At 68.7% G+C, this 19,557-nt stretch carries 14 protein-coding genes; 9 read left to right on the top strand and 5 right to left on the bottom strand.

Going from position 1 to position 19,557, the window contains the following annotated elements; genetic code table 11:
* Window positions 1–33 precede the first annotated feature (33 nt).
* From ACWF0M_RS00585 to ACWF0M_RS00555, 7 genes are all read left to right on the top strand, one after another.
* Window positions 34–765: an AfsR/SARP family transcriptional regulator gene (locus ACWF0M_RS00585; RefSeq protein WP_452233444.1), complete on the top strand. Its 732-nt coding sequence runs from the start codon at window positions 34–36 to the stop codon at window positions 763–765.
* Window positions 758–2,803 (top strand): AAA family ATPase, encoded by a 2,046-nt coding sequence (locus ACWF0M_RS00580; RefSeq protein WP_452233443.1) that lies wholly within the window; start codon window positions 758–760, stop codon window positions 2,801–2,803. The genes ACWF0M_RS00585 and ACWF0M_RS00580 overlap by 8 nt, the downstream gene beginning before the upstream one ends.
* On the top strand, window positions 2,800–5,871 hold the full coding sequence (locus tag ACWF0M_RS00575) for an eCIS core domain-containing protein (protein ID WP_452233442.1): 3,072 nt from the start codon (window positions 2,800–2,802) through the stop codon (window positions 5,869–5,871). Before ACWF0M_RS00580 ends, ACWF0M_RS00575 begins: the two co-directional genes overlap by 4 nt.
* Before the next feature lie 440 nt (window positions 5,872–6,311).
* A complete protein-coding gene (locus tag ACWF0M_RS00570; RefSeq protein ID WP_452233441.1) occupies window positions 6,312–7,163 on the top strand; it encodes an alkaline phosphatase family protein in 852 nt (283 codons plus the stop codon).
* A 5-nt stretch (window positions 7,164–7,168) separates the two neighbouring features.
* Window positions 7,169–8,413, top strand: coding sequence for an MFS transporter (locus ACWF0M_RS00565; protein WP_452233440.1), 1,245 nt, complete (start codon window positions 7,169–7,171; stop codon window positions 8,411–8,413).
* The gene (locus ACWF0M_RS00560) at window positions 8,410–9,387 is read left to right on the top strand and encodes a TolB family protein (RefSeq protein WP_452233439.1); all 978 of its coding nucleotides are present in this window, start codon (window positions 8,410–8,412) and stop codon (window positions 9,385–9,387) included. The genes ACWF0M_RS00565 and ACWF0M_RS00560 overlap by 4 nt, the downstream gene beginning before the upstream one ends.
* Window positions 9,388–9,425: 38 nt before the next feature.
* Window positions 9,426–10,412 carry an NAD-dependent epimerase/dehydratase family protein gene (locus ACWF0M_RS00555; RefSeq protein ID WP_452233438.1) on the top strand — a complete coding sequence of 329 codons (987 nt, stop codon included), beginning with the start codon at window positions 9,426–9,428 and terminating at the stop codon, window positions 10,410–10,412.
* A gap of 1,304 nt (window positions 10,413–11,716) precedes the next feature.
* On the opposite strand, the gene ACWF0M_RS00550 is transcribed toward ACWF0M_RS00555, so the two are convergent.
* Entirely contained in the window at window positions 11,717–12,637 is a 921-nt protein-coding gene (locus ACWF0M_RS00550; protein ID WP_452233437.1) for an NAD-dependent epimerase/dehydratase family protein, read from the bottom strand.
* A 99-nt stretch (window positions 12,638–12,736) separates the two neighbouring features.
* A complete protein-coding gene (locus ACWF0M_RS00545) occupies window positions 12,737–14,086 on the bottom strand; it encodes a ferredoxin reductase family protein (protein ID WP_452233436.1) in 1,350 nt (449 codons plus the stop codon).
* Between the two features lie 275 nt (window positions 14,087–14,361).
* Here ACWF0M_RS00545 and ACWF0M_RS00540 point away from each other — a divergent pair, with 275 nt between their 5' ends.
* Both ACWF0M_RS00540 and ACWF0M_RS00535 read left to right on the top strand, forming a co-directional pair.
* On the top strand, window positions 14,362–15,036 hold the full coding sequence (locus tag ACWF0M_RS00540; protein ID WP_452233435.1) for a response regulator transcription factor: 675 nt from the start codon (window positions 14,362–14,364) through the stop codon (window positions 15,034–15,036).
* Window positions 15,008–16,099: a sensor histidine kinase gene (locus ACWF0M_RS00535; RefSeq protein WP_452233434.1), complete on the top strand. Its 1,092-nt coding sequence runs from the start codon at window positions 15,008–15,010 to the stop codon at window positions 16,097–16,099. The genes ACWF0M_RS00540 and ACWF0M_RS00535 overlap by 29 nt, the downstream gene beginning before the upstream one ends.
* 4 nt (window positions 16,100–16,103) lie before the next feature.
* On the opposite strand, the gene ACWF0M_RS00530 is transcribed toward ACWF0M_RS00535, so the two are convergent.
* From ACWF0M_RS00530 to ACWF0M_RS00520, 3 genes are read right to left on the bottom strand one after another with little or no spacing between them, the layout of a single operon-like run.
* Entirely contained in the window at window positions 16,104–16,580 is a 477-nt protein-coding gene (locus ACWF0M_RS00530; RefSeq protein WP_452233433.1) for a hypothetical protein, read from the bottom strand.
* The gene (locus tag ACWF0M_RS00525; RefSeq protein ID WP_452233432.1) at window positions 16,577–17,539 is read right to left on the bottom strand and encodes a multicopper oxidase domain-containing protein; all 963 of its coding nucleotides are present in this window, start codon (window positions 17,537–17,539) and stop codon (window positions 16,577–16,579) included. The genes ACWF0M_RS00530 and ACWF0M_RS00525 overlap by 4 nt, the downstream gene beginning before the upstream one ends.
* Window positions 17,540–17,562: 23 nt before the next feature.
* Complete coding sequence (locus ACWF0M_RS00520) at window positions 17,563–19,545, bottom strand: multicopper oxidase domain-containing protein (protein WP_452233431.1); 1,983 nt, start codon at window positions 19,543–19,545, stop codon at window positions 17,563–17,565.
* Window positions 19,546–19,557 lie beyond the last annotated feature (12 nt).

Here is a 19,557-nt window from a genome sequence, read left to right as displayed (position 1 = left end):
ACTGTCGAGATCACTGGAGTGGAGCGACCGAGCGTGCCTGCGATCGGTACGCCGGACATTGAGCTGGGCCTGCTCCGTGGGTTCCGCCTTCGCCATGGAACCGACATCGTGGCGCTCCCATTGGGGGCGCAGCGCGTGCTGGCGTACCTCGCGTTGCACGAGCGCCCGGTGCTGCGTAACGCGGTCGCCGGCGCCCTGTGGCTGGAGACCAGCGAGGCCCGCGCGGCCGCTAACCTCCGCTCGGCCCTGTGGCGGCTGAACCTTCCGGGGCTGTCGTTGATCACGGCTACGGTGGCCCACCTGTGCCTGAGCCCCGGCGTCGACGTGGACATCCGGCAGGCGGACCGGTTCGCGCACGCCGTACTGGAACGTCACGTCTCCTTGGACCACGCGGAGAGGCCGGCGCTGCAACTCGGTGGCGACTTCCTTCCGGACTGGCCCGACGCTTGGGCCATGATCGAGCGCGAGCGTTTCCGGCAGCTCCGCCTGCACGCGCTCGAGGCGCTCTGCGAGCAGCTGACTCTGGACGGCCGGTTCGGGCAGGCGGTGGACGCCGGGCTGGCGGCCGTCGCGGCGGAGCCCCTGCGGGAGAGCGCTCACCGCGTGCTGATCGCCGCGTATCTAGCCGAGGGCAACAAGGTCGAGGCCGTGCGTCAGTTCCGGTTCTACCAGCAGCTGGCCAGGCAGGAGCTCAACGTCCAGCCGTCCGCGATGATGCGCGACCTGTTCACCGCGTCCGAGGCGCAGCAGGCACGTTGTGGATGAGGAACTCGCCGGTCTCGCAGCGGTGATGGCGTGGCTCGACACCCGCCTCGCGGAGGCGGTGGAGGCGGTACGGAGGCACCACGGCATCGAGCCCGGCGGCGATCCATTCCGCGGACTCCACCTGTCGCAGGCAGATGCCGAGCGTGCTCTCGACATACGGCCTTCGCTCCAGTCGGTCGACGACCGGCCAGTCCCACGGACACCGCGCCTGGACTGGCTGGCCGAGACGTTCGCACTCGAGGAGCTCGACATCCGGACGATCGTGCTCTCCCTCGCTCCCGAGCTCGACCTGCGGCGCCAGCGGGTTTACGCCTACCTGCAGGACGACGTACGCCGTACCCGCCCGTCGGTCGACCTCGCGCTCGAGCTGTTCGGCCCGCCCGCGGAAAGGCTCGCGCTGCGGCACCGCTTCGTACCGACAGCCCCGCTCGCGCGTCACAGGCTGGTGTACGTCGAGCCGCCTGACGACGACCCCGCCGCGCCGCTGTCGGCCAACACCCTGCGCCTGGACCCGCAGATCGTGGACGTGCTGATCGGCGCGGGCAGCCTGGACCGCCGGCTGGCCGCGTGGTGCCAGCTCGTCGGCACCGACGACGACCCAGAAGACCTGCCCGGCGCACCGGAGGTCGTCCAGCGACTCGCGCTGCACCATCACGACCACGGCGGCGTCCTGCGATTACACCTCCAGGGCCGACCCGGAGCCGGGGTCCCGGCGACTGCGCGCTGGCTCGCACACGCGCTCGGCTTGCCGTTGCTGCGCGCGGACGTTGGACGCGTTCCGGTGGATTCGGAGCTCCTGCACGTCGTCGTCCGCGAGGCCCGGTTGCAGGGCGCGCTGCTCCATCTCGAGGGCCTCGACGGTCTCGACCCGCCTGGCTGGGACGCGCTGCTTGCGTGCCTAGCGGACGACAGCGGGCCGGTCGTGCTCTCGAGTGCCGCGCCGTGGCCACCGCCCGGCGATGTACTCACCGGAGTCGTGTCGGTGGCCCTGGCGAGACCCATCGCGAGCACGCGCCGCGACCTGTGGCGCAGGGCCCTGGCGCGTCAGGAGATCGACCTCGGCGAGGACGACCTCGCCGTACTGGCGCGACGGTTCCGACTCGGCCCGGGGCAGATCGACGAGGCCGCGGCGGCCGCGAAGACGACGGCCTGGATGCGCGGCGGCTCCCGGCCGACGCTGCGGGACGTCAGTCAGGCAGCGCGCCAACGCTCCGGCGAGATCCTCTCCGAGCTGGCCCACCGGATCCGGCCGGACGCGACCTGGGACGACCTCATCCTGCCCGACGTGGCGGTGGAACAACTGCGCGAGCTCTGTGGACGCGCACGCTATCGGGACGTAGTACACACCGAGTGGGGCTTCGCGCGGGGCGGCACCCGCGGGCTCGGCACCTGCGCCCTGTTCGCCGGAGGATCGGGCACGGGCAAGACGACCGCCGCCGAGGTGGTCGCCGGTGAGCTCGGCATCGACATCTTCGCCGTCGACCTCGCCCGGGTGGTCAGCAAGTACATCGGCGAGACCGAGAAGAACCTCGCCACGATCTTCGACGGGGCCCGCGACTGCAACGCGGTGCTGTTCTTCGACGAGGCCGACGCCCTGTTCGGCAAGCGCTCGGAGGTCCGCGACAGCCACGACCGCTACGCCAACATCGAGGTCAGTTATCTCCTCCAGCGGATCGAGGAGTTCGACGGCATCGCCATCCTCGCGACCAACCGGCGGCAGCAGCTCGACGAGGCGCTGCTCCGGCGGCTGTCGTTCGTGATCAGCTTCCCGTTCCCGGACGAGGAAAGCCGCAAGCGCATCTGGAGCGTGGTCTGGCCCGACGTACCCCGCACCGACGACGTCGATCTCGCCGAACTCGCGCGCCGCTTCGCCCTCAGCGGCGGCAACATCCGCAACATCGCGCTCGCCGCCTCGTTCCTCGCGGCGGCCGACGGCGGTGCCGTCACGATGGAGCACTTGCTGCGCGCGACGCGGCGCGAGTACCAGAAGTTCGGCAAGGCACTGGAGACCGGCGAGCCCGTGAGGATCGTGCCGTGAGTGAAGGCGGGGCCCGGAGCCGCGACCGGGCCGACAAGGACACCGGGTCGGCGCGCGCAGGGGGTCGTGACGACCACGTCGGTCCGAAGGGCGGGGACCCGGTGCTGGCGTTGCAGGCCTTGGTCGGTAACGCCGCCACCGACTCGGTACTCCGGGGTGGCACACCGCTCGGCGACGAACGCTCAGGGCTCGAGCGGCTGTTCGGCACGCACCTTGGCGGCATACGAATGCACACCGACGCTCCACTCCCACGTGGAGTTCTGGCCGCGGCGTACGACGACCACGTACTGCTTGGACGCGACGCCAACGCGCTGTCCCCCGGGCATCGCGCCGCGACCGTCGCCCACGAGCTGGCACACGTTGTCCAGCAGCGAGGCGGAGGTACGCCGGACGCGGACGCGGTCGTGGAGAGCGAGGCACACGCGGCGGCGAGCGCAGTCCTCACCGGCCAGCCGGCCTCTGTCCGCGCAACCCACGGCGGCCCCGCGCTGCTCACCTGGGCCGAGGCCCGGCACAAGCTGTGGCAGCTGATCCCGCCCAAGGTGCAGGAGACCCTGCGGCCACTGGGAGCACAGGCGGCGAAGGCCACTGAAGCGGTCGTGCCGCCGTCGATCCAGCTGCCCCCTGCGGTGAACGTGGTAGTCGAACACGCGAAGGCTCGGGTGACCAACGCCGCCCACAAGGTCAAGAAGTTCGCGTCCGAGAAGGTGCGCGACAAGCTGCTGGGCGAGGTCGGCGAGGCCAAGGGCATCGCCGTCGAGGCCGCCGGGCTCGTCGACACCGTCGCGTGGATCCCGGCGGCCGAGAAGGACCTCGCCAAGTGGGGGGTGCAGAAGGCGGCCGCACTCGGGGTCGTCACTCCGGAGCAGGCCGCCGTCGCCGACAGGTCCGTCGACTATGCCTTCGCCGACTACCAGTCCGCGGTCGCCGCGGCGGACCAGGCCGGTCTGGTGGACAAGGACGAGGTGACGAACCCACAGGGCGCCATCACGGTCTCACCCACGGTCGCCCGCGCCTTCGACTGGGTGGCCGGCAAGGTCGAGGACGTGAGCGGTGCCGGTCCGGAGCAGGCCGACTTCCTGACCGAGTACGAGCTGGCGGAGCTCGGCGGCATCGCAAAGACGCAGATCGGGTTGGCGGTCATCGGCGCAAAAGAGGTGCAGCTGGCCCTCAAGGTCGTTGGTGCCATCGGCGGCGTCAAGGCCCTTGTGGCGGCCGTCCAGCGGGAGAAGGACAACTGGTACAAGAGCTTCGCCTTCTGGGCGTCGGCCTTCGGGCTCGCAGCGTCACTCATGGGACTGCGCAACTCGCGAGCCTGGTCCAAGCTGGTGCACGTCCTGGCCACCGCCGGGGGCGGTACCGCTGCTGTCGGCGCGATCATTCAGCTGTACACACACTGGAACGATCCCGAGCTCGCCAAGGACCCTGCTCACCGCGACGCCGTACTCCACGAGGACTACCGCGCGGTGATGCACCAGCTGGTCGCGCTGATCTCGGCCGAGATCTCCCGCCGGATCCAGCAACAACCCGGGCGCGCCCCCAACACCCAGTCCCCGCCCGCGGAACACCCGCCAACCGAACCAGAGCCAGCCGCCGCCCACCCCCTCCCCGCCGCACCGACCGCAGCACCCGTCGATCCCACCACGCAGGCTCTCACCAAGCCCGCCCCAGAGGCGCCCGCACCGCCACGCCGTACGCCGACCCCGGCCGTCCGGTTGCGTCCCGGGGAGCCGGGGCTCGAGGACCTGGGCATCGGCGGCGCGGCCGGGACACCTGCGAACGACGTCACCCCTGCACCCAGGCTCAGATCGATCAAGGGCGGCGGCGGGTCGGCCTCGAAGCCGGGCATCGCACCACTCCGCGAGCCGATGAAACGTGCAATGGGAGACGACCTCACGCACGACTCCGGGACCGAGGCCCCGCCGATGTCGCCTCTGAAGCTGGTACCGCCATCCGAAGGCACCAACGCCACACCTACGGTGGCAGCTGGTCGCACGCCGTCGGGCTCCTCCCGGGGGACGACGACTCCAACGCGAACGGCCCCGATGCCCTCCTCAGCCGCAACCGGCAGCCCCCGCACTCCAGCCGCGCCCCAAACGTCCGCCGCACCCCGAACTCCCGCCGCACCCGAGCCTGCGAGCGAACCGACACCGCAGCGGACACCCCCGAAGAAAGTCGCGGTGAAGAAGGCTGTGGCAGAAGCGGCGGAAACGCCGCCTACGCGCGTGCCGACGCCCGAACCGGTCCCACGGACCGCAGCCAAGCCGGAGGACGACGCCGCCGAGCCCGGCAAGGCGGTGCGCGAGGCCGTCCCGGCCGGGCTTCCCCCGGAGGGTTGGCCGCACAGTCCGCCTCAGGGGCGCACCCCGCGACCGAACGTACTTCCGCCCGACTGGGACTACCAAGCGAATCCAAGGGGCCCGGCGCGAGACTGGCAACCCGGCGACCCGGTGAACATGCCCGACGCCGAGGGGACCCATCTCGGATGGGACACGATGCGCAAGCGCGCATGGCGGACGTGGGCGACCAACGAGCTCGATCTGCGCGCCGTCGGCAACCGTCCGGATCCGGAGCAGCTCGTGCACCTGAACCCGATCGAGGAGCTCACCGACGCCCAACTCGCTGAGGTCGCGCGCACAGGTGTCATGCCCCGCGACTCTCATGCGGAGATCGAGCACGCCCGGATCCCCCAACGCGTCGGCAGGCTGCTCGTCGACGTCGGCATCCCGGAGACCAGGGCTCGCACTCTCTCCAAGCTCGGGAGCAGCGGCAACCTCGAGGGGGTGTCGAAGGAGGTCCACGCTGTCCTGGACCAGGAGGCGAAGAAGACCGGCACTCCGCGAAATCCGACGCTGCCGGCATCCATCGACGACCGGATCGACTTCCCCCTCGGCAGCGCCAGCAACCAGGAGATCAGCGACATGGTCGACGCCACCCGCGACGCCGTACGAGCCCGAGGCCCCCAGGCCCACCTACGCGACACCGCTGCGGGCCAGAAGCTCCACGACATCCTCACCATCGAGAAGACCCGCCGCGGCGCCAGCGCCACCTGGACCGTCCCGGACTAACAGGCCGCGCCCTGCCGAATGGATCGACCCCACCACCGTCGCCTACACCATCCCCCACAGCCCCGCCGACGCAGACATCTGGACCGTCCCCACCGTCGGCAGCATGTCTGGATGGTCTATGAGCCGCTCGAGAACCGGCTCGCTCTCGTAGGTCCGGCCGATCTGCCCGAACTCGCGGTCGCGGTTCTGGTGCAGCCGCCGCGAAACGTCGCACGCCTCGGCGGCCTTGTCCTCTTCTCCGCGTTATTGGTAACGATCCCATCCTGTCCCGTGTCGTACTGCCGATAAACACCTTGGTCGCCTCACCCAGTGTCGCGGCTAGGTGACGATCTGTTCATCTTCCGCACATCTGCCGGGACTGGTGATGTTGAGCGGTGACTCCGACCATGGTTGACGGCCCTGGCGCATCCAGGGCCGTGGCCGCCCTAGGGGGAGACATCGTGATCCGGAAACGCGTTGCGGGGATGCTGGTTGCGGCGACGGTTGTCGCCGCGTCGGTGGTGGCGATCGCCGAGAGGTCGCCCAGTGCGCAGGCGGCGACAGCGGTGCCTGCGTTCGATCACATCGTCCTGGTGATGTTCGAGAATCACGCCTACTCACAGATCAACGGCAGCTCCAGCGCGCCGACGTTCAACAGTCTGGCCGGTCAGGGCGCGAAGTTCACCCAGTCGTACGGCGTCACGCACCCGAGCCAGCCCAACTACGCGGCGATCTTCTCCGGCTCGACTCAGGGCATGACCAGCGACAGCTGCCCGCACACCTTCAGCACCGGAAACCTCGGCCAGCAACTGATCGCGGCCGGCAAGACCTTCAAGGGGTACTCCGAGAGCATGCCGTCCGCCGGGTACACGGGCTGCTCGAGCGGCCAGTACCAGCGCAAGCACAACAGCTGGGTCAACTTCAGCAACGTGCCGTCGGCGAGCAACCTCCGGTACAGCGACTTCCCGAGCTCGGCGAACTACGCGTCGCTCCCGACGGTCTCGTTCGTGACGCCGAACATGTGCAGCGACATGCACGACTGCTCGGTCGGCACCGGTGACACCTGGCTGAAGAACAACCTGACGGCGTACGCGACCTGGGCCAAGACGCACAACAGCCTGCTCGTCATTACCTTCGACGAGGACAACGGCGGCTCCTCGAACCACATCTTCACCGCGTTCGTCGGCGCACACACCCAGGTCGGCACCTTCGCCAATCAGATCAACCACTACAACCTGCTCAGCACCATCGAGAGCTCGTACGGACTGGCCCACCTGAACTCGGCCGCCGAGATCACCAACGTCTGGAACTGACGCTGGTGTACCTGTCCACGATCGACCGCCCCCACACCGGGCGCGGACGCGCCCTGTTCCTTGTCAGCGGCAACGTCTTCGCGCTCGGCGCCGTCAGCCTGGTCACCGACATCTCGTCGGAGATGGTGACAGCGATCCTGCCGGTGTACCTGATGATCGGCCTGCACCTGAGTCCTGCTTTGTACGGCGTGATCGACGGCACGTACACCGGCGCGACCGCGTTCCTGCGGCTGATCGGCGGGTACGTCGCGGACCGGTCGCGGCGCCGCAAAACCGTTGCAGGCTTCGGTTACGGCCTGTCAGCGGTGGCGAAACTCGGCCTGCTGGCCGCGGGCAGCTCCGTCGGTGCGATCGGCGCGGTGATCGCGATCGACCGCACCGGCAAGGGCCTCCGCACAGCTCCGCGCGACGCACTGATCACCCTGTCCACCCCGCCACAGTTGTACGGCCGCGCGTTCGGCGTACACCGGATGATGGACACGATCGGCGCGTTCGCCGGGCCGCTGGTCGCGGTCGGCATCTTGGCAGCGACCGCGCAGGCGTACGACGCGGTGTTCGTCGCCAGCTTCTGCATCGCCGCGTTCGGTGTTCTGTTGCTGGTGCTGTTCGTCCGCGACCATCGCGACCAGCAACCGCGGACGAACACCGTCGCTCCCTCGGTACTCCGTGAGCTGCTGCGAAGAGGTCCCGTACGGCGGCTGGTCCTGGCAGCGTGTGTGGCCGGGATGGTGACCATCGGCGACGGCTTCGTCTACCTGCTCCTGCAGCGACGGGAAGACCTGAGCATCGGCTGGTTCCCACTGCTTGCCGTGGGCACCAACCTGTCGTATCTCCTGCTCGCCACGCCGCTCGGTGTGCTGGCCGACAAGATCGGTCGGCTGAAGGTGGTCCTTGGCGGCTACACCGCATTGGTGCTGGTGTACCTCCTGCTGTTCGGACCGGTCGGCGGCTGGCCGTTGCTGGTCGTCGTACTCGGCCTCTACGGCCTGTTCTACGCCTCGACGGACGGCGTACTGATGGCGTTGGCCGGTCCACTGCTTCCTGAAGCCTCCCGTACGACGGGGATCGCGCTCATCCAGACCGGACAGGCGCTGTCCTATGTCGGATCGTCGATCCTGTTCGGGTTGGCCTGGACGATCTGGGGTCCTGCCGGCGCAAGCCGCATCGCCGCGGGCGTCGTCGTTGCCGCCGTCTTCGTGGTCGCAGTACTGCTCCGCGGAATCTCTCCGAGGACGGGGCAGCCCGCGTGACGCGCCGGGTGCTGATCGCGGTCCTCGGAGCGTTCCTGCTGACCGCGGTCGCGATCACCTACAGCGTGTTCACAAGCACACACGCCCGTACGCCGGTGGCCGCGGCCGAGGAACTCAGCTTGACCGGTCCGCGCATCATGTTCCGCAGTACGGCACCCGGCAGCGAAGGACGACTCGCCTCGGTCGCGAAGGACGATCCGGGCGGGCCACGATCTGTTTCCGCGTTGAGCTGCTTGCGGGTTTATGCGGCTGGTGGTACCGGCACGTGTCTCCGGCAGGACGGCGCACTGACGACGTTCCAGATCGCGATCCTGGACAAGAATCTTCAAGTGCAGAAGGCGATTCCGCTTGTCGGCGTACCGAATCGTACCCGGGTCTCCGCGGACGGGCGGATGGCCGCGTGGACCGTGTTCGTCGCGGGCGACTCGTACAACAACGGCCGGTTCTCGACCCGGTCCGGACTGATCGACCTGAAGACGCTGGACATGGTCGACTCGCTGGAGTTCCTGTCCGTAACGCTGGACGGTCATCCCTACAAGGCCGCCGACCTCAACTTCTGGGGTATCACCTTCACTGCCGACGACAACCACTTCTACGCCACGATGTCCACCGCCGGCCATCGGTACCTGGTCGTAGGCGATATCGCGGCGAAGACCGTGCGTACCATCACCGAGAACGTGGAATGTCCGTCCCTGTCCCCCGACGGCCGCCGGATCGCCTTCAAATCGGCGATCGACGGCAACCCGGCGAAAGGCTGGCGACTGACCGTCCTCGACCTGTCCACCGGTACCAGAACCCCACTGGCCGAGACCCGCACCGTCGACGACCAGCCGGCCTGGATCGACCCCACCACCATCGCCTACGCCATCCCCCACGGCGCCGCCGACGCAGACATCTGGACCGTCCCCGCCAACGGCTCCGGCCACCCCACCCTCCTCATCCCCCACGCCGAATCCCCCGCCCCCTTGAACTAGCGTTGGTCCTGGCGTTGCGACCTTGAGGAGTGGTTCGAATGACTGCCCTGCGTGTTCTCTTCCTTGGCGGGACCGGCATCATCAGCTCGGCGTGTTCGTGGCAGGCGATCGATGCGGGACTCGACCTTGCGGTGCTCAACCGTGGGAAGACCTCGACCCGCCCGCTTCCGGCACAGGTGCGGCAGATCACCGGCGATCTCGACGACCCGGCGGCCTTGGCCGATGTCGCCGGCCAGGACTTCGACGTGGTCGTCGACTGGCGGGCGTTCACCCCTGATCAGGTGCGCGCCCGGACCGATGCCTTCCGCGGGCAGGTCGGACAGTACGTCTTCATCAGCTCGGCCTCGGCGTACCAGACGCCGCCGGCCCGGCTGCCGATCACCGAATCGACGCCGTTGCGGAACCCGTTCTGGCAGTACTCGCGCGACAAGATCGCCTGCGAGGACCTCCTGACGACGCTCTACCGCGACGAGGGTTATCCGGTCACGATCGTGCGGCCGTCGCACACGTACGACCGCACTCTCGTCCCGTTCGACGGCGGTTGGACGATCGTCGAACGGATGCGCCGTGGTCGGCCCGTCGTGGTGCACGGTGACGGAAGCTCGCTGTGGACCCTCACCCACCACCGCGACTTCGCCCGTGGGCTGGTTCCGCTGCTCGGCCACCCTCGGACGCTCGGCGACACCTTCCAGATCACGTCCGACGACGTCCTGACCTGGGACCAGATCGCCAACACCCTCGCCGCAGCAGCCGGTACGACGGCACAGATCGTCCACGCCCCGTCCGACGCGATCGCCGCCGTACATCCTGGTTGGGGCGCCGGGCTCCTCGGCGACAAGACCCATTCGGCCGTCTTCGACAACACCAAACTCCGCCAACTGGTCCCGGACTACGTCGCCACCATCCCCTTCGAAGCCGGCGCCCGCGAGATCGTCGCCTGGCACGACGAAGACCCGACCCGGCACCACATCGACCAGAGCATCGACGAAGCAATGGACACCCTGATCGCCCGCTACACCCAATAGACCTCCTATCCGATCGCGTGCGTGTGCCGATTGCTATCCGGCTCTCCGGTCCGATGTGTGGTTTGTTGGTGGCGGCATCCGGAGACTCGCGACAGGCCGTGGAGACCTGCAACCCGACATTTGCCGTCTCCGCCCACCAACTCCTGTCTCCCGCCCCCACCACACCGCGACACCGCTCACTCCCACCGCACCACACCACCGCTGGCCCGCACCACACCACCGCTGGCCCGCACCACACCACCGCTGGCCCGCACCGCACCACCGCTGGCCCGCACCACACCACCGCATGCCCCGCACCACCGCATGCCCCGCACCACCGCACCGCCCGGTCCGTCTCGCTGGCCGGGCCTGGCCGCGCGCGACGAGCGCCTCCGCGTACGAGGGGATATCCGATGATGTTGTGGGTTCTCCGTTGGTGTTAGAGGGGAGAACCCACAACACCAGGGGATATCCGGTCTTGTGTTGGATGTGTGGGTCGGTATGGCCGAGGGTGGCCAGATCCCAAGTCCAGGCCCCCGTCCAGGGACTGGGATTGGGACTGGGGACTGCGACCCACCTGAAATGACCAGCCACCGTCCCCAGTCACCCCAGTCGCCTCGGCGGGCCCCTCGTTGCCCGGGGCCTTGGGCGTGGGTACTGCGGATGCTGTCAGGTCGACAGTACGTAGATGTCCACTGACCGGCGATCCAGCCTGCCGCCGGCGCGCGGCGGCAGGTAGTCGACGCATACGTCCTGTCGAGATGCCGTTTCGGCGGACTGCGTCCGCACGGTGAGCACGGTGAGCACAGGCGGCCGGTTGCCGAGGGGACAGACACCTTCTGGGGGCTGCGGACAGGGAATACCAGGTCCCAGCCCACCAGAACCTGTCTCACGGGCCCGCAGTTCACCCACACATCGGACAGGAGAGCCGGATATCCGTTCTCCTGTCGGGCGGCTGGGTGGGTGGGTGGGTGGGTGTTGTGGTGCCGGCTGACGGGTTATGTGGGCGATGGCGGGAAGTAGGAGGCCAGCGGTGACATAACCCGCCAGTGGCGACCCGCCGACGGGCTGGCATCGGGCTGGCATGAGGCTGCAGCAGGGGATGGCCAGCGGGGGGATCGGGTTGGTGGCGGGACGGCTGCTCGCGGCGGGGTGATGTGCACGCTCGACAGGTAGTGCACCGGTGAGACGGTGTACGCGCGGGCGCGTTCACGCTCAGGTGCACTACCCGGCCACTCGACACGTCCTGTCGAGCTTGCACGTCACACCCGGCCCGGCACCGCACTGGAACCCGTCGACCACCCCACATCAGTCACAAGAGCCTGCTATCCGTTGAGGAGTTCGGCGATTCCTTCGTGATAGGTCGTGACGTCGAAGTCAGGGAAGCGTGCTGCGAACTTCGAGGAGTCGAAGATGTTGTCGCCTCGGTAGCGTGGCAACAACTCCTCCGCCTCCCTGACCGACGTGTTGAGCAGGCCGCCGAGCTTGAAGACTGCCCGCGGGACCGTGGTGTACGAGATCTTCTTCCCGGTGATTTCCGCGGCGATCTCGATCATGTCCGCGTAGGTCAGCCGATTGGGATCGCAGGGCAGGTGCCAGGTCCCGCCGTACGCGTCGGGGGTGTTGCCGATCAGCGCCATGCCACGGCTGGCGTCCGGTGTCCAGATCAGGGTTCGCCGGGTATGGGCGTTGAGCGGGACCATCGGTCGCTTGCCCTGCTTGATCCGGTCGAAGACGGCGGAGTTCGTGAGGCTCTGGGTCTTGCCCGGCCCGTAGAACTCCGGCGCCCGGCAGATCACGGCGTCGATCGTCCCTGCGCTCATCTCGTTCAGCAACATCGCCGCGATCTGCGCCCGTACGGTTGCCTTCCGACCCACTGGCTCGAACTCGGTCTCCTCGATCTGCGGGGCGGAGGTTCGCGGGTACATGTAGGTGTTGTCGAAGAACACCAGTTTGCAGTCGTGCTTTTGACAGGCGGCGATCGTGTTCGCCATCATCACCGGGAACTGCTGCTCCCACAGGTGCGAGTCCATCGGCAGACCCACCGTCAGGTAGGCGATCTCGCTGCCTTCGACCGCCGCAGCTGTCGCGGCCGCATCCGTCAGGTCGGCCTTGAAGAGCTGATCGGTCTCGTGGACCTTGCGGGGATTTCTGCTCACCAGACGGATGTCTTCGGTGAAGTTGCGGTAGAGCTCGCGGGTCAGCACCTCGGCGATCTGGCCGTTGGCTCCAAGTACGGTCTGCATTCGGTCCTCGCTTCGGGTCGACCTGATCTGTCACCAGACACCGCAGTCCGGCCCATTCCACCATCCTGGCAGCTGAAGTTGGACGTCTGCCGCTGCCTCCTAGACGGTGCCGAAGCGTTCTGTGTGGATGCGGCGGAGTGGGATGCCCAGTACGGCGAGGTCGTGGCTGACCGCGGTGACCATGGCGGTGGGGCCGCAGATGAAGTAGTGGAGGCGGTGGGGGCGGCGGGGCAGGTTGCGGCGGAGGAGGTCGCGGTTGATGCGGCCGGTCTCCCCCGACCAACCTGGCTCCGGCCTGCCGATCACCTCGATCACTTTCAGGTTGAGCCGCTGCCGCACCTGTTCCACCTCGGGCCGCAGCATCAGATCGTGCTGGGTGCGCGCGGACATGATCAGCCACACCCTTCGCTCGTCGGCCCGGTCGGCGAGGGTGCGCAGCATGCTCAGCAGGGGCGTGATGCCGACGCCGGCGGCGATGAACACGAGTCCGGCCGCGTCGTTGAGGCCGTCCATGGTGAAGCCGCCGTACGGGCCGTCCAGGAACACTCGCCGGCCCGGCCGGAGGGCGCCGACGAGTTCCGTGAAGTCGCCGAGCGCCTTGATCGTGAACTCCATGCGTTCGGGGTGCTCCGCGGTCGAGGCGATGCTGAACGGATGCTCCTCGAACACGAACGGTGTCGACCCGATCTTGAGCCAGACGAACTGACCGGCCTCGAACGGCAGACCGTGGTGACCGTCGGCGTGGATCACCAGCGTCACACCGTCGCCCGCCACAGCACGTACCGACACCACGACGTACGCGAGCTTCCTCGCCCGCATCGGCAGCCAGATCCACCTGCGCGCCGCCAGGCCGGCCACGAGCACACCGGACGCGACGAACCAGGCCGCCGCCAGCGCGTGTGAGACGAGGTGCCGAAGCAACCAGACGTGCAACCAGGCGGTGACCAGGACGATTGCCACCAGCCCGTTGTGGACGAGTCGCCAGCCCTCGTACCGCGGCTGACGGGCCGGGCGCCGCAACGCCAGTACGACGATGAGCAGCAACGCACACGTCGACGCGACCGCTGCGCGTGCGGCCCAGGTCGTGTGCGCGAGATCGAGGATCGACAGGCCTCGCGGGTCCACGACCAGGACCGCGACGAAGTGCACCAGCACCAGCACGACCGCGATCAGGGCGATCAGCCGGTGGATGGCGAGCACGGTCTCGATCCCGAAGCTCGCGATCAGCCAGGACAGTCTGGCCGGCAAGACGACTGCGACCACCAGAGCGGAGAACCCGACCAGGCCCGCGCTCAGCTCAACGGCGCCGCCAGGGGTGGTGTCGGGCGGCTCGATCACGCCCCAGGTGAGGAACAGCGGGATCAGCAGAACCGCGAGATACCACAGGAACCAGGCGAGCCTGGACAAGGTCCCGTGGACCCGCGCCGACACTCGGTGGTGGGACACCATGACTTGCTCCCAGGTCCGAGGATCAGCCTCGAAGCTACGCCCGGCGGCCAGGTCATGGGAACAGCCCTCAGCGGGTATGACATGACTGTCATCCCGGTCGCTGCCGGCGACCCACTCGGCCCGGGGGCGCTCACCTCTTCCGTCTCCGAGCCGGTCGTCACACAATGTTGCTGGGGTGCGGAGCGGAGGGGGTCCCGGTCCGGAGGCTGTGGGGTGCAGCGTCCGGGCTAACCCGTACCCCGGGGGTAGGCCGTCAACGGCCTGAAGGGGGTTCGATGACCAGGATTCTCGTTGTCGACGACGAGCCCGATCTGCTGGGCTTCGTCCGCAATGCGCTGGAGGCGGAGGGCTTCCACGTCATGACTGCCACGGACGGGACCGAGGGACTCCGGCTCGCCCTGACCACCAAACCGGATCTGGTGATCCTCGACCTGCTGATGCCCGGGCTCGACGGTCAGGCCGTACTGACCGCGTTGCTGACGCACGATCGGTCGTACCGGATTCTGGTGCTGTCCGCGACGGAGGACCGGCATCTCCGCGTCGCGTGCCTCGAGCAGGGTGCGGTCGACTTCCTGGCCAAGCCGTTCGTGGTCCGGGAGCTGCTCGCCCGGGTGCGGTCACGACTGCTGACACCGGCGCCCGCGACCGCGGCCTGGCTGCCGGAAGTTCTACGGGTCGGCGAGATCGTGCTGGACACCCGGACCAGGCGGCTTCAGGTCGGTGAACGCACCTCGGAGCTGCCCCAGCGTGAGTTCCTGCTGCTGCAGCACCTGATGCGCAACCCTGAGACTGTCTGCTCCCGCCAGGAGCTGCTGTCCGAGGTGTGGGGCTACGACTTCGACCCGGCGACCAACCTGGTCGACGTGTGCGTCGGCCGGCTCCGGTCCAAGCTCCGCAGCGACGTCATCCGGACGGTGCGCAATGTCGGTTATCAGCTTCAGAGCGCGTGAGGAGACCGCGCGGGCGGTCGCTGCCCGCTCCCGCCGCCGGGTCCGGCTGACCAGTGGACAGGTCGTCGACGGGCTGCTCGCCGCGTTCATGCTCGCCATGTTGTGGCTGATGATCCGCCTGCCGGGCGAGGAGACGATTCCGTACCACTTCCTGTTCCTGAGCCTCACCATCGTGTACGGCTTCCGGGTCTGGCCGCTGTGGCCGACGATCATCGTGACCGTGGTTGTGACCGGGGCAACCGGGTGGGTCCTCGCAGCGCACGCGATGAGCGCCTTCATCGACCGGGCCGAACTGGCCGAGGTGCCGTTGATGCCCGCGCTGTTCGTTGCGATGGTCTGGCACGCCCAGCGCCGGGCCGCCGCCCAGCGTCAGGTCGAACAGATGGCCGACCAGCGGCGGGCCAGCCTCGAGCGCGAGCGCGGATTCCTGCGGGACACGTCGCACGCGATCCGCACCCCGATCACGATCGCGCGCGGGCATCTCGAGCTGGCCGGTGATGCTCCGGTGGGCAACGGCGTACGGACGCATGTCGAGGTCGCTCTGCGGCAGCTGGACCGGATGTCGGCGCTCTCCAACCGGCTGCTCGCCCTGGCCAGGCTCGACGCCGGCGAGGAGCTCGACCGCAGGCCGACCGACGTCGCCGACCTGGTCGCGGAGATCGGCCGGAACTGGACCACCAATGCGGACCGGCGCTGGTTGGTCGGCTGTGGCCCGACCGGGCAGGTGCGGATCGATCCCGACTGGATCGAGCTTGCGCTCGACGCGCTGGTCGAGAACGCGATGCACTTCACCGCCTCCGGTGACGTGATCCGCCTCGGCTGTACGTCGTCACCCGCGCAGGTCTTGATCACCGTGGACGACTCCGGACCGGGAATCGATCCCGCGGACCTGCCGTTCGTGTTCGACCGTTTCTGGCATCGCCGCCCGGAGCACGGGCCGATGGGCAGCGGTCTCGGCCTGCCGATGGCGCGGGCCGTGGCGGAAGCTCATCGCGGCACGTTGCGGGCGATGGACAGCCCGGACGGCGGTGTGCGGTTCGTGCTGACCGTCCCGCGGTCCTAGCCGCTCAGCGAACCACGACGTGCTCGACCTGCGCAGGCCCCAGCAGCACGCTGACCTTCGCACCGCGCCGCACCCAGTTCCCCGGGTTCTCGAACACCAGGTAATAGGTCTCACCCGCGGTGTACTTGCCGGTGTGCGCGTGACTCATCAGCAGATCCTGGACGACGAGGCCGGTCGCCTCGTCGATCACCGCCGGCGGGGTCGCGGCGTCGTGCAGGCTGTTCGCCCGGTTCGGATCCAGCACCTGGAACCGCAGGTCCAGCAGGCCGCCTCCGCCGGTCACGGCGACCTGAGTGACGCGTACGCCGCTGCGCTCGGCCAGGCCGTTGGCGTCGACCGCGGTGCGTCCCCAGGCGATCTGTGCGACGGGCGCCGGGCCGGCCGAGGACTGGTCGTTGTGCAGGAGCCAGCCGGTCGCCGCCGCGGCGACCAGCACGATGCCGGTCGCCGCGCCGAGGACCCTTGCCGTACGACGTTTCATGGCTGGACGAAGACGAGCATGCCGCTGCCGATCGGCGTCGTACCGGTCTGCGGCCCGGTGGTCAGATGGAGCTGGCGGTTGAACAACGGGAACCCGTGGGTGCTGGGCGCGGCGCCGGTCGGTACGACGAGGATCGTGTCCTCGGTGGCACCGGCGGGGATCGTCTCGGTACTCGCAGCGAACGGGTTGTTCAGCAGACTGGCGTCGCGCGCGAGGACTTGCTGGTGCGTTCCCAGCAAGGTCATCGACGTGTTGTCGTACCCGGCGTTCAGGTACCGCAGCAGCACGCGCTGACCAGCAGGTGCGACGATCGGCGGGACGTCCGGGTACGACTTGCCGTTGATCAGCCAGTACGTCGCCTTGTAGCTCTGCAGATCGAACGTCTCCGGTGCCGCGTTGAACGCAGGATCGATCGCGGTCAGGACCAGGACGGCCTCGACGTCGTACGCCGTTGTCGCGGAGGCGTACGCCTGGTTGAGAGTCCCCGAACCGACGACGAGCGGGCCGGAAAGACCCATCGCCTCCTGACGGCCGGCGTCACCGCCGCTCTGGTACAGGTAGGTGCCCGCCTGCGCGGTGAACGACCGACTCACCGCCGCCCCGGGTGCCGCGTCGGTCGGCCCGGGATCGAAGGTGACACCCGGGATCTCGAACGACACCGTATGGCCGGCCGGCAACGCGTTCCGGACCGTGATCGTGACCAGGTCCCCCTGCGTCGCATCGAGACGCGGGCCGGGCAGCCCGGCGCTCGCGGTGGCGCAGTCGCCGGGCGTTGTCGGAACGCCGAAACCCCAGATCGGCACGAGCCCGCCGCCTGGCAGCGGGGCCGTCCCTGGTACGGCGCACAGCTCGAGCGAAACCGTGGCCGCAGTGGCCGAGCCGACCACACAGGTCAGGCCGAACACGGCCAGCACGAGCACCAGCAGGGCCCGCGCCCCGCGGTGAACGGATGTACGCATCGCAGCTCTCCTCTGCCGCTCGGTCATGGCGCGTCGTACACGATCTTGAGCAGGTCACCCCAGGTCGAGAAGGTGCCCGGGGCGGGTGTGGTGTACCGCTGGGTATGGACGAGCACCCGGATCTGGCCGGCGTACGAGCCGGTGCCGATGTACGCGCTCGCCGGACCCGGCAGCGTCCAGGTAGAACTGACGTCCGTGGAGCCGACGCCCTGTGGTTGTGCGGGCGGTGCCGGCAAGGTGGTCCAGCCTGCGGAGGTCGGTGTGGTGCAGCCGACCGACCAGTTGCAGATCTTCACCGTCTGCTGCGGCAGGTTGGTGGTCAGTGCCGCGCAGGCCGTTCCCGTCGTCGACGCGCAGTTGCGGCCCTGGTAGATCACCTTGAGGTTCGAGCTGCCGGCCGGTACGCCGCCGAACGTGCCGTACCAGTCGTTCGCGAGTGCAGTGACCACCGCACCGCTGAGATGCGTCGCGGCGGACGAACCGAGCACTCCGCGAGCCACTGTCCAGGTGGTGGTGCCTTGGCCGCCGGACACCTGCAGGACTTCGTTGTCGATGCGGACGAAGTACGTGCCGGTGGTGGGGAAACCGGCGGCCGAGGCGACTGTGATGGATGTCTGGCTGGACGTCGTGGCGTTCGGTCGGGTGGTCGTCTTCGGATTCACCTGGTAGTAGGTGCCGTCCGCCTGACCGAGCGCCGCGGCCGAACCGGACTTCAGCGTGCCGTTGACGATCGTGGCCGACGTGGCGGAGCCGAAGCAGCCGCCGGCCGGGTCGACGCGGAGCAGGGTGCCCATACCGCCGAAGCCCTGGTCGAAGTTGGTGAATTCGTTCAGCGCGTGGCTGTGCAGCGGGAAGTACCACTCACCGCAGGCGTTCTGCGAGGTGGTGCCGACGGGCAGCGTGCCCTTGTAGCCCAGGTACGGCGAGCCGCTGTACCACGTGTTCCCGTCCTTGAAGAACAGGTTGCGGTAGTTCGGCTGCGCGACCGGCAGCGGGTTCGTGGTCGGGCTCCAACTGTCGACGTCGTCCCAGCGGAGCAGGAAGTCCTCGGTCTGCCCGGAGCCGATCGTCTCGCCGAAGTGCTCGGTGGCGGCGATCAGCCGGCCGTCCTGCGCGATCTGACGGGTGTGGTTGCCGTGCGGGTGGAACGGGTGGTTGACCGCGCCGACGTTGATCATCCGGATCAGCGCCGGCCGGTTGTCGGTCGCCGTGTTGGGCTGCAGCCGGACCAGGGCGCCGTACGGCTGGTTCGGCAGCAGGGCCGAGCCGTTGTCCTGGATGGTGTCGGGGAACTCGCGCCCGTTGATCGCGAAGTACCGGTTCCGCAAGGCGTTGATGTCGTACGTGCCGCCCGTCTCGACCGCGTGGTGCAGGTCGGGATCGATATCGCTGAGGAACAACAGGTACTCGCGGGCCGGCGCGAACTGACTGCCCGCGGTGCCGTACGCGAAGTCGTCACCCAAGGTCGGCCGCACGATCAGCGCACCCGCGAGACCCATCTCGAGCTGTTTCGCGACGTCCGTACCGCTCTCGTACAGGTACGTGCCGGGCTGGCCGGCCACGAAGGTGTAGCTGATGTCCCCACCCGTCGCGACCTCGGTGGTCAGCAGGCCGGCACTACCCGCGCTCGCCGTGACCGCGGAGTCCTGGCCGGGGAAGACGATCGACGTTGCCTCCGGCAAATTGTTGTGCAGATTCACCACCACGGTCTGGCCCTGCGTCGCGCACAGCACCGGACCGGGGATCTGGAAGTGCCCGCCGGCCGGCGAGTAGCTCCACATGAACACGCTGTTCCCGTCCGGGGTGTCGATCGTGCCGGCCGATGCCACCAGGTCGAAGGTTCTCGTCGACCCGGCCACGGTGCCCGGCGTACAGATCATCCCGGTCGGCGGGACGGCGTCCGGCTGCGCACCGGCGTCCAGGGACGTCAACGGGACCAGGAGGCCGGCCGCTAGGGCCAGTACGGCGAGCGGTCGCCGCATCCGCTGCGAGCTGTTGCTTGTCATCGTCGCCTCCTG

The sequence above is a fragment of the Kribbella sp. NPDC055110 genome, from assembly GCF_053607525.1.
Note: the sequence above shows the minus strand (reverse complement) of the source record. Positions and strands in the feature narration are given on the sequence as shown.

Bases quoted from the DNA above. Each gene is read 5' to 3' on its own strand.
- ACWF0M_RS00545 (WP_452233436.1), bottom strand. From the start codon at position 14,086: ATGGTGTCCCACCACCGAGTGTCGGCGCGGGTCCACGGGACCTTGTCC.
- ACWF0M_RS00525 (WP_452233432.1), bottom strand. From the start codon at position 17,539: ATGCGTACATCCGTTCACCGCGGGGCGCGGGCCCTGCTGGTGCTCGTG.
- ACWF0M_RS00555 (WP_452233438.1), top strand. From the start codon at position 9,426: ATGACTGCCCTGCGTGTTCTCTTCCTTGGCGGGACCGGCATCATCAGC.
- ACWF0M_RS00540 (WP_452233435.1), top strand. From the start codon at position 14,362: ATGACCAGGATTCTCGTTGTCGACGACGAGCCCGATCTGCTGGGCTTC.
- ACWF0M_RS00530 (WP_452233433.1), bottom strand. From the start codon at position 16,580: ATGAAACGTCGTACGGCAAGGGTCCTCGGCGCGGCGACCGGCATCGTG.
- ACWF0M_RS00520 (WP_452233431.1), bottom strand. From the start codon at position 19,545: ATGACAAGCAACAGCTCGCAGCGGATGCGGCGACCGCTCGCCGTACTG.
- ACWF0M_RS00550 (WP_452233437.1), bottom strand. From the start codon at position 12,637: ATGCAGACCGTACTTGGAGCCAACGGCCAGATCGCCGAGGTGCTGACC.
- ACWF0M_RS00535 (WP_452233434.1), top strand. From the start codon at position 15,008: ATGTCGGTTATCAGCTTCAGAGCGCGTGAGGAGACCGCGCGGGCGGTC.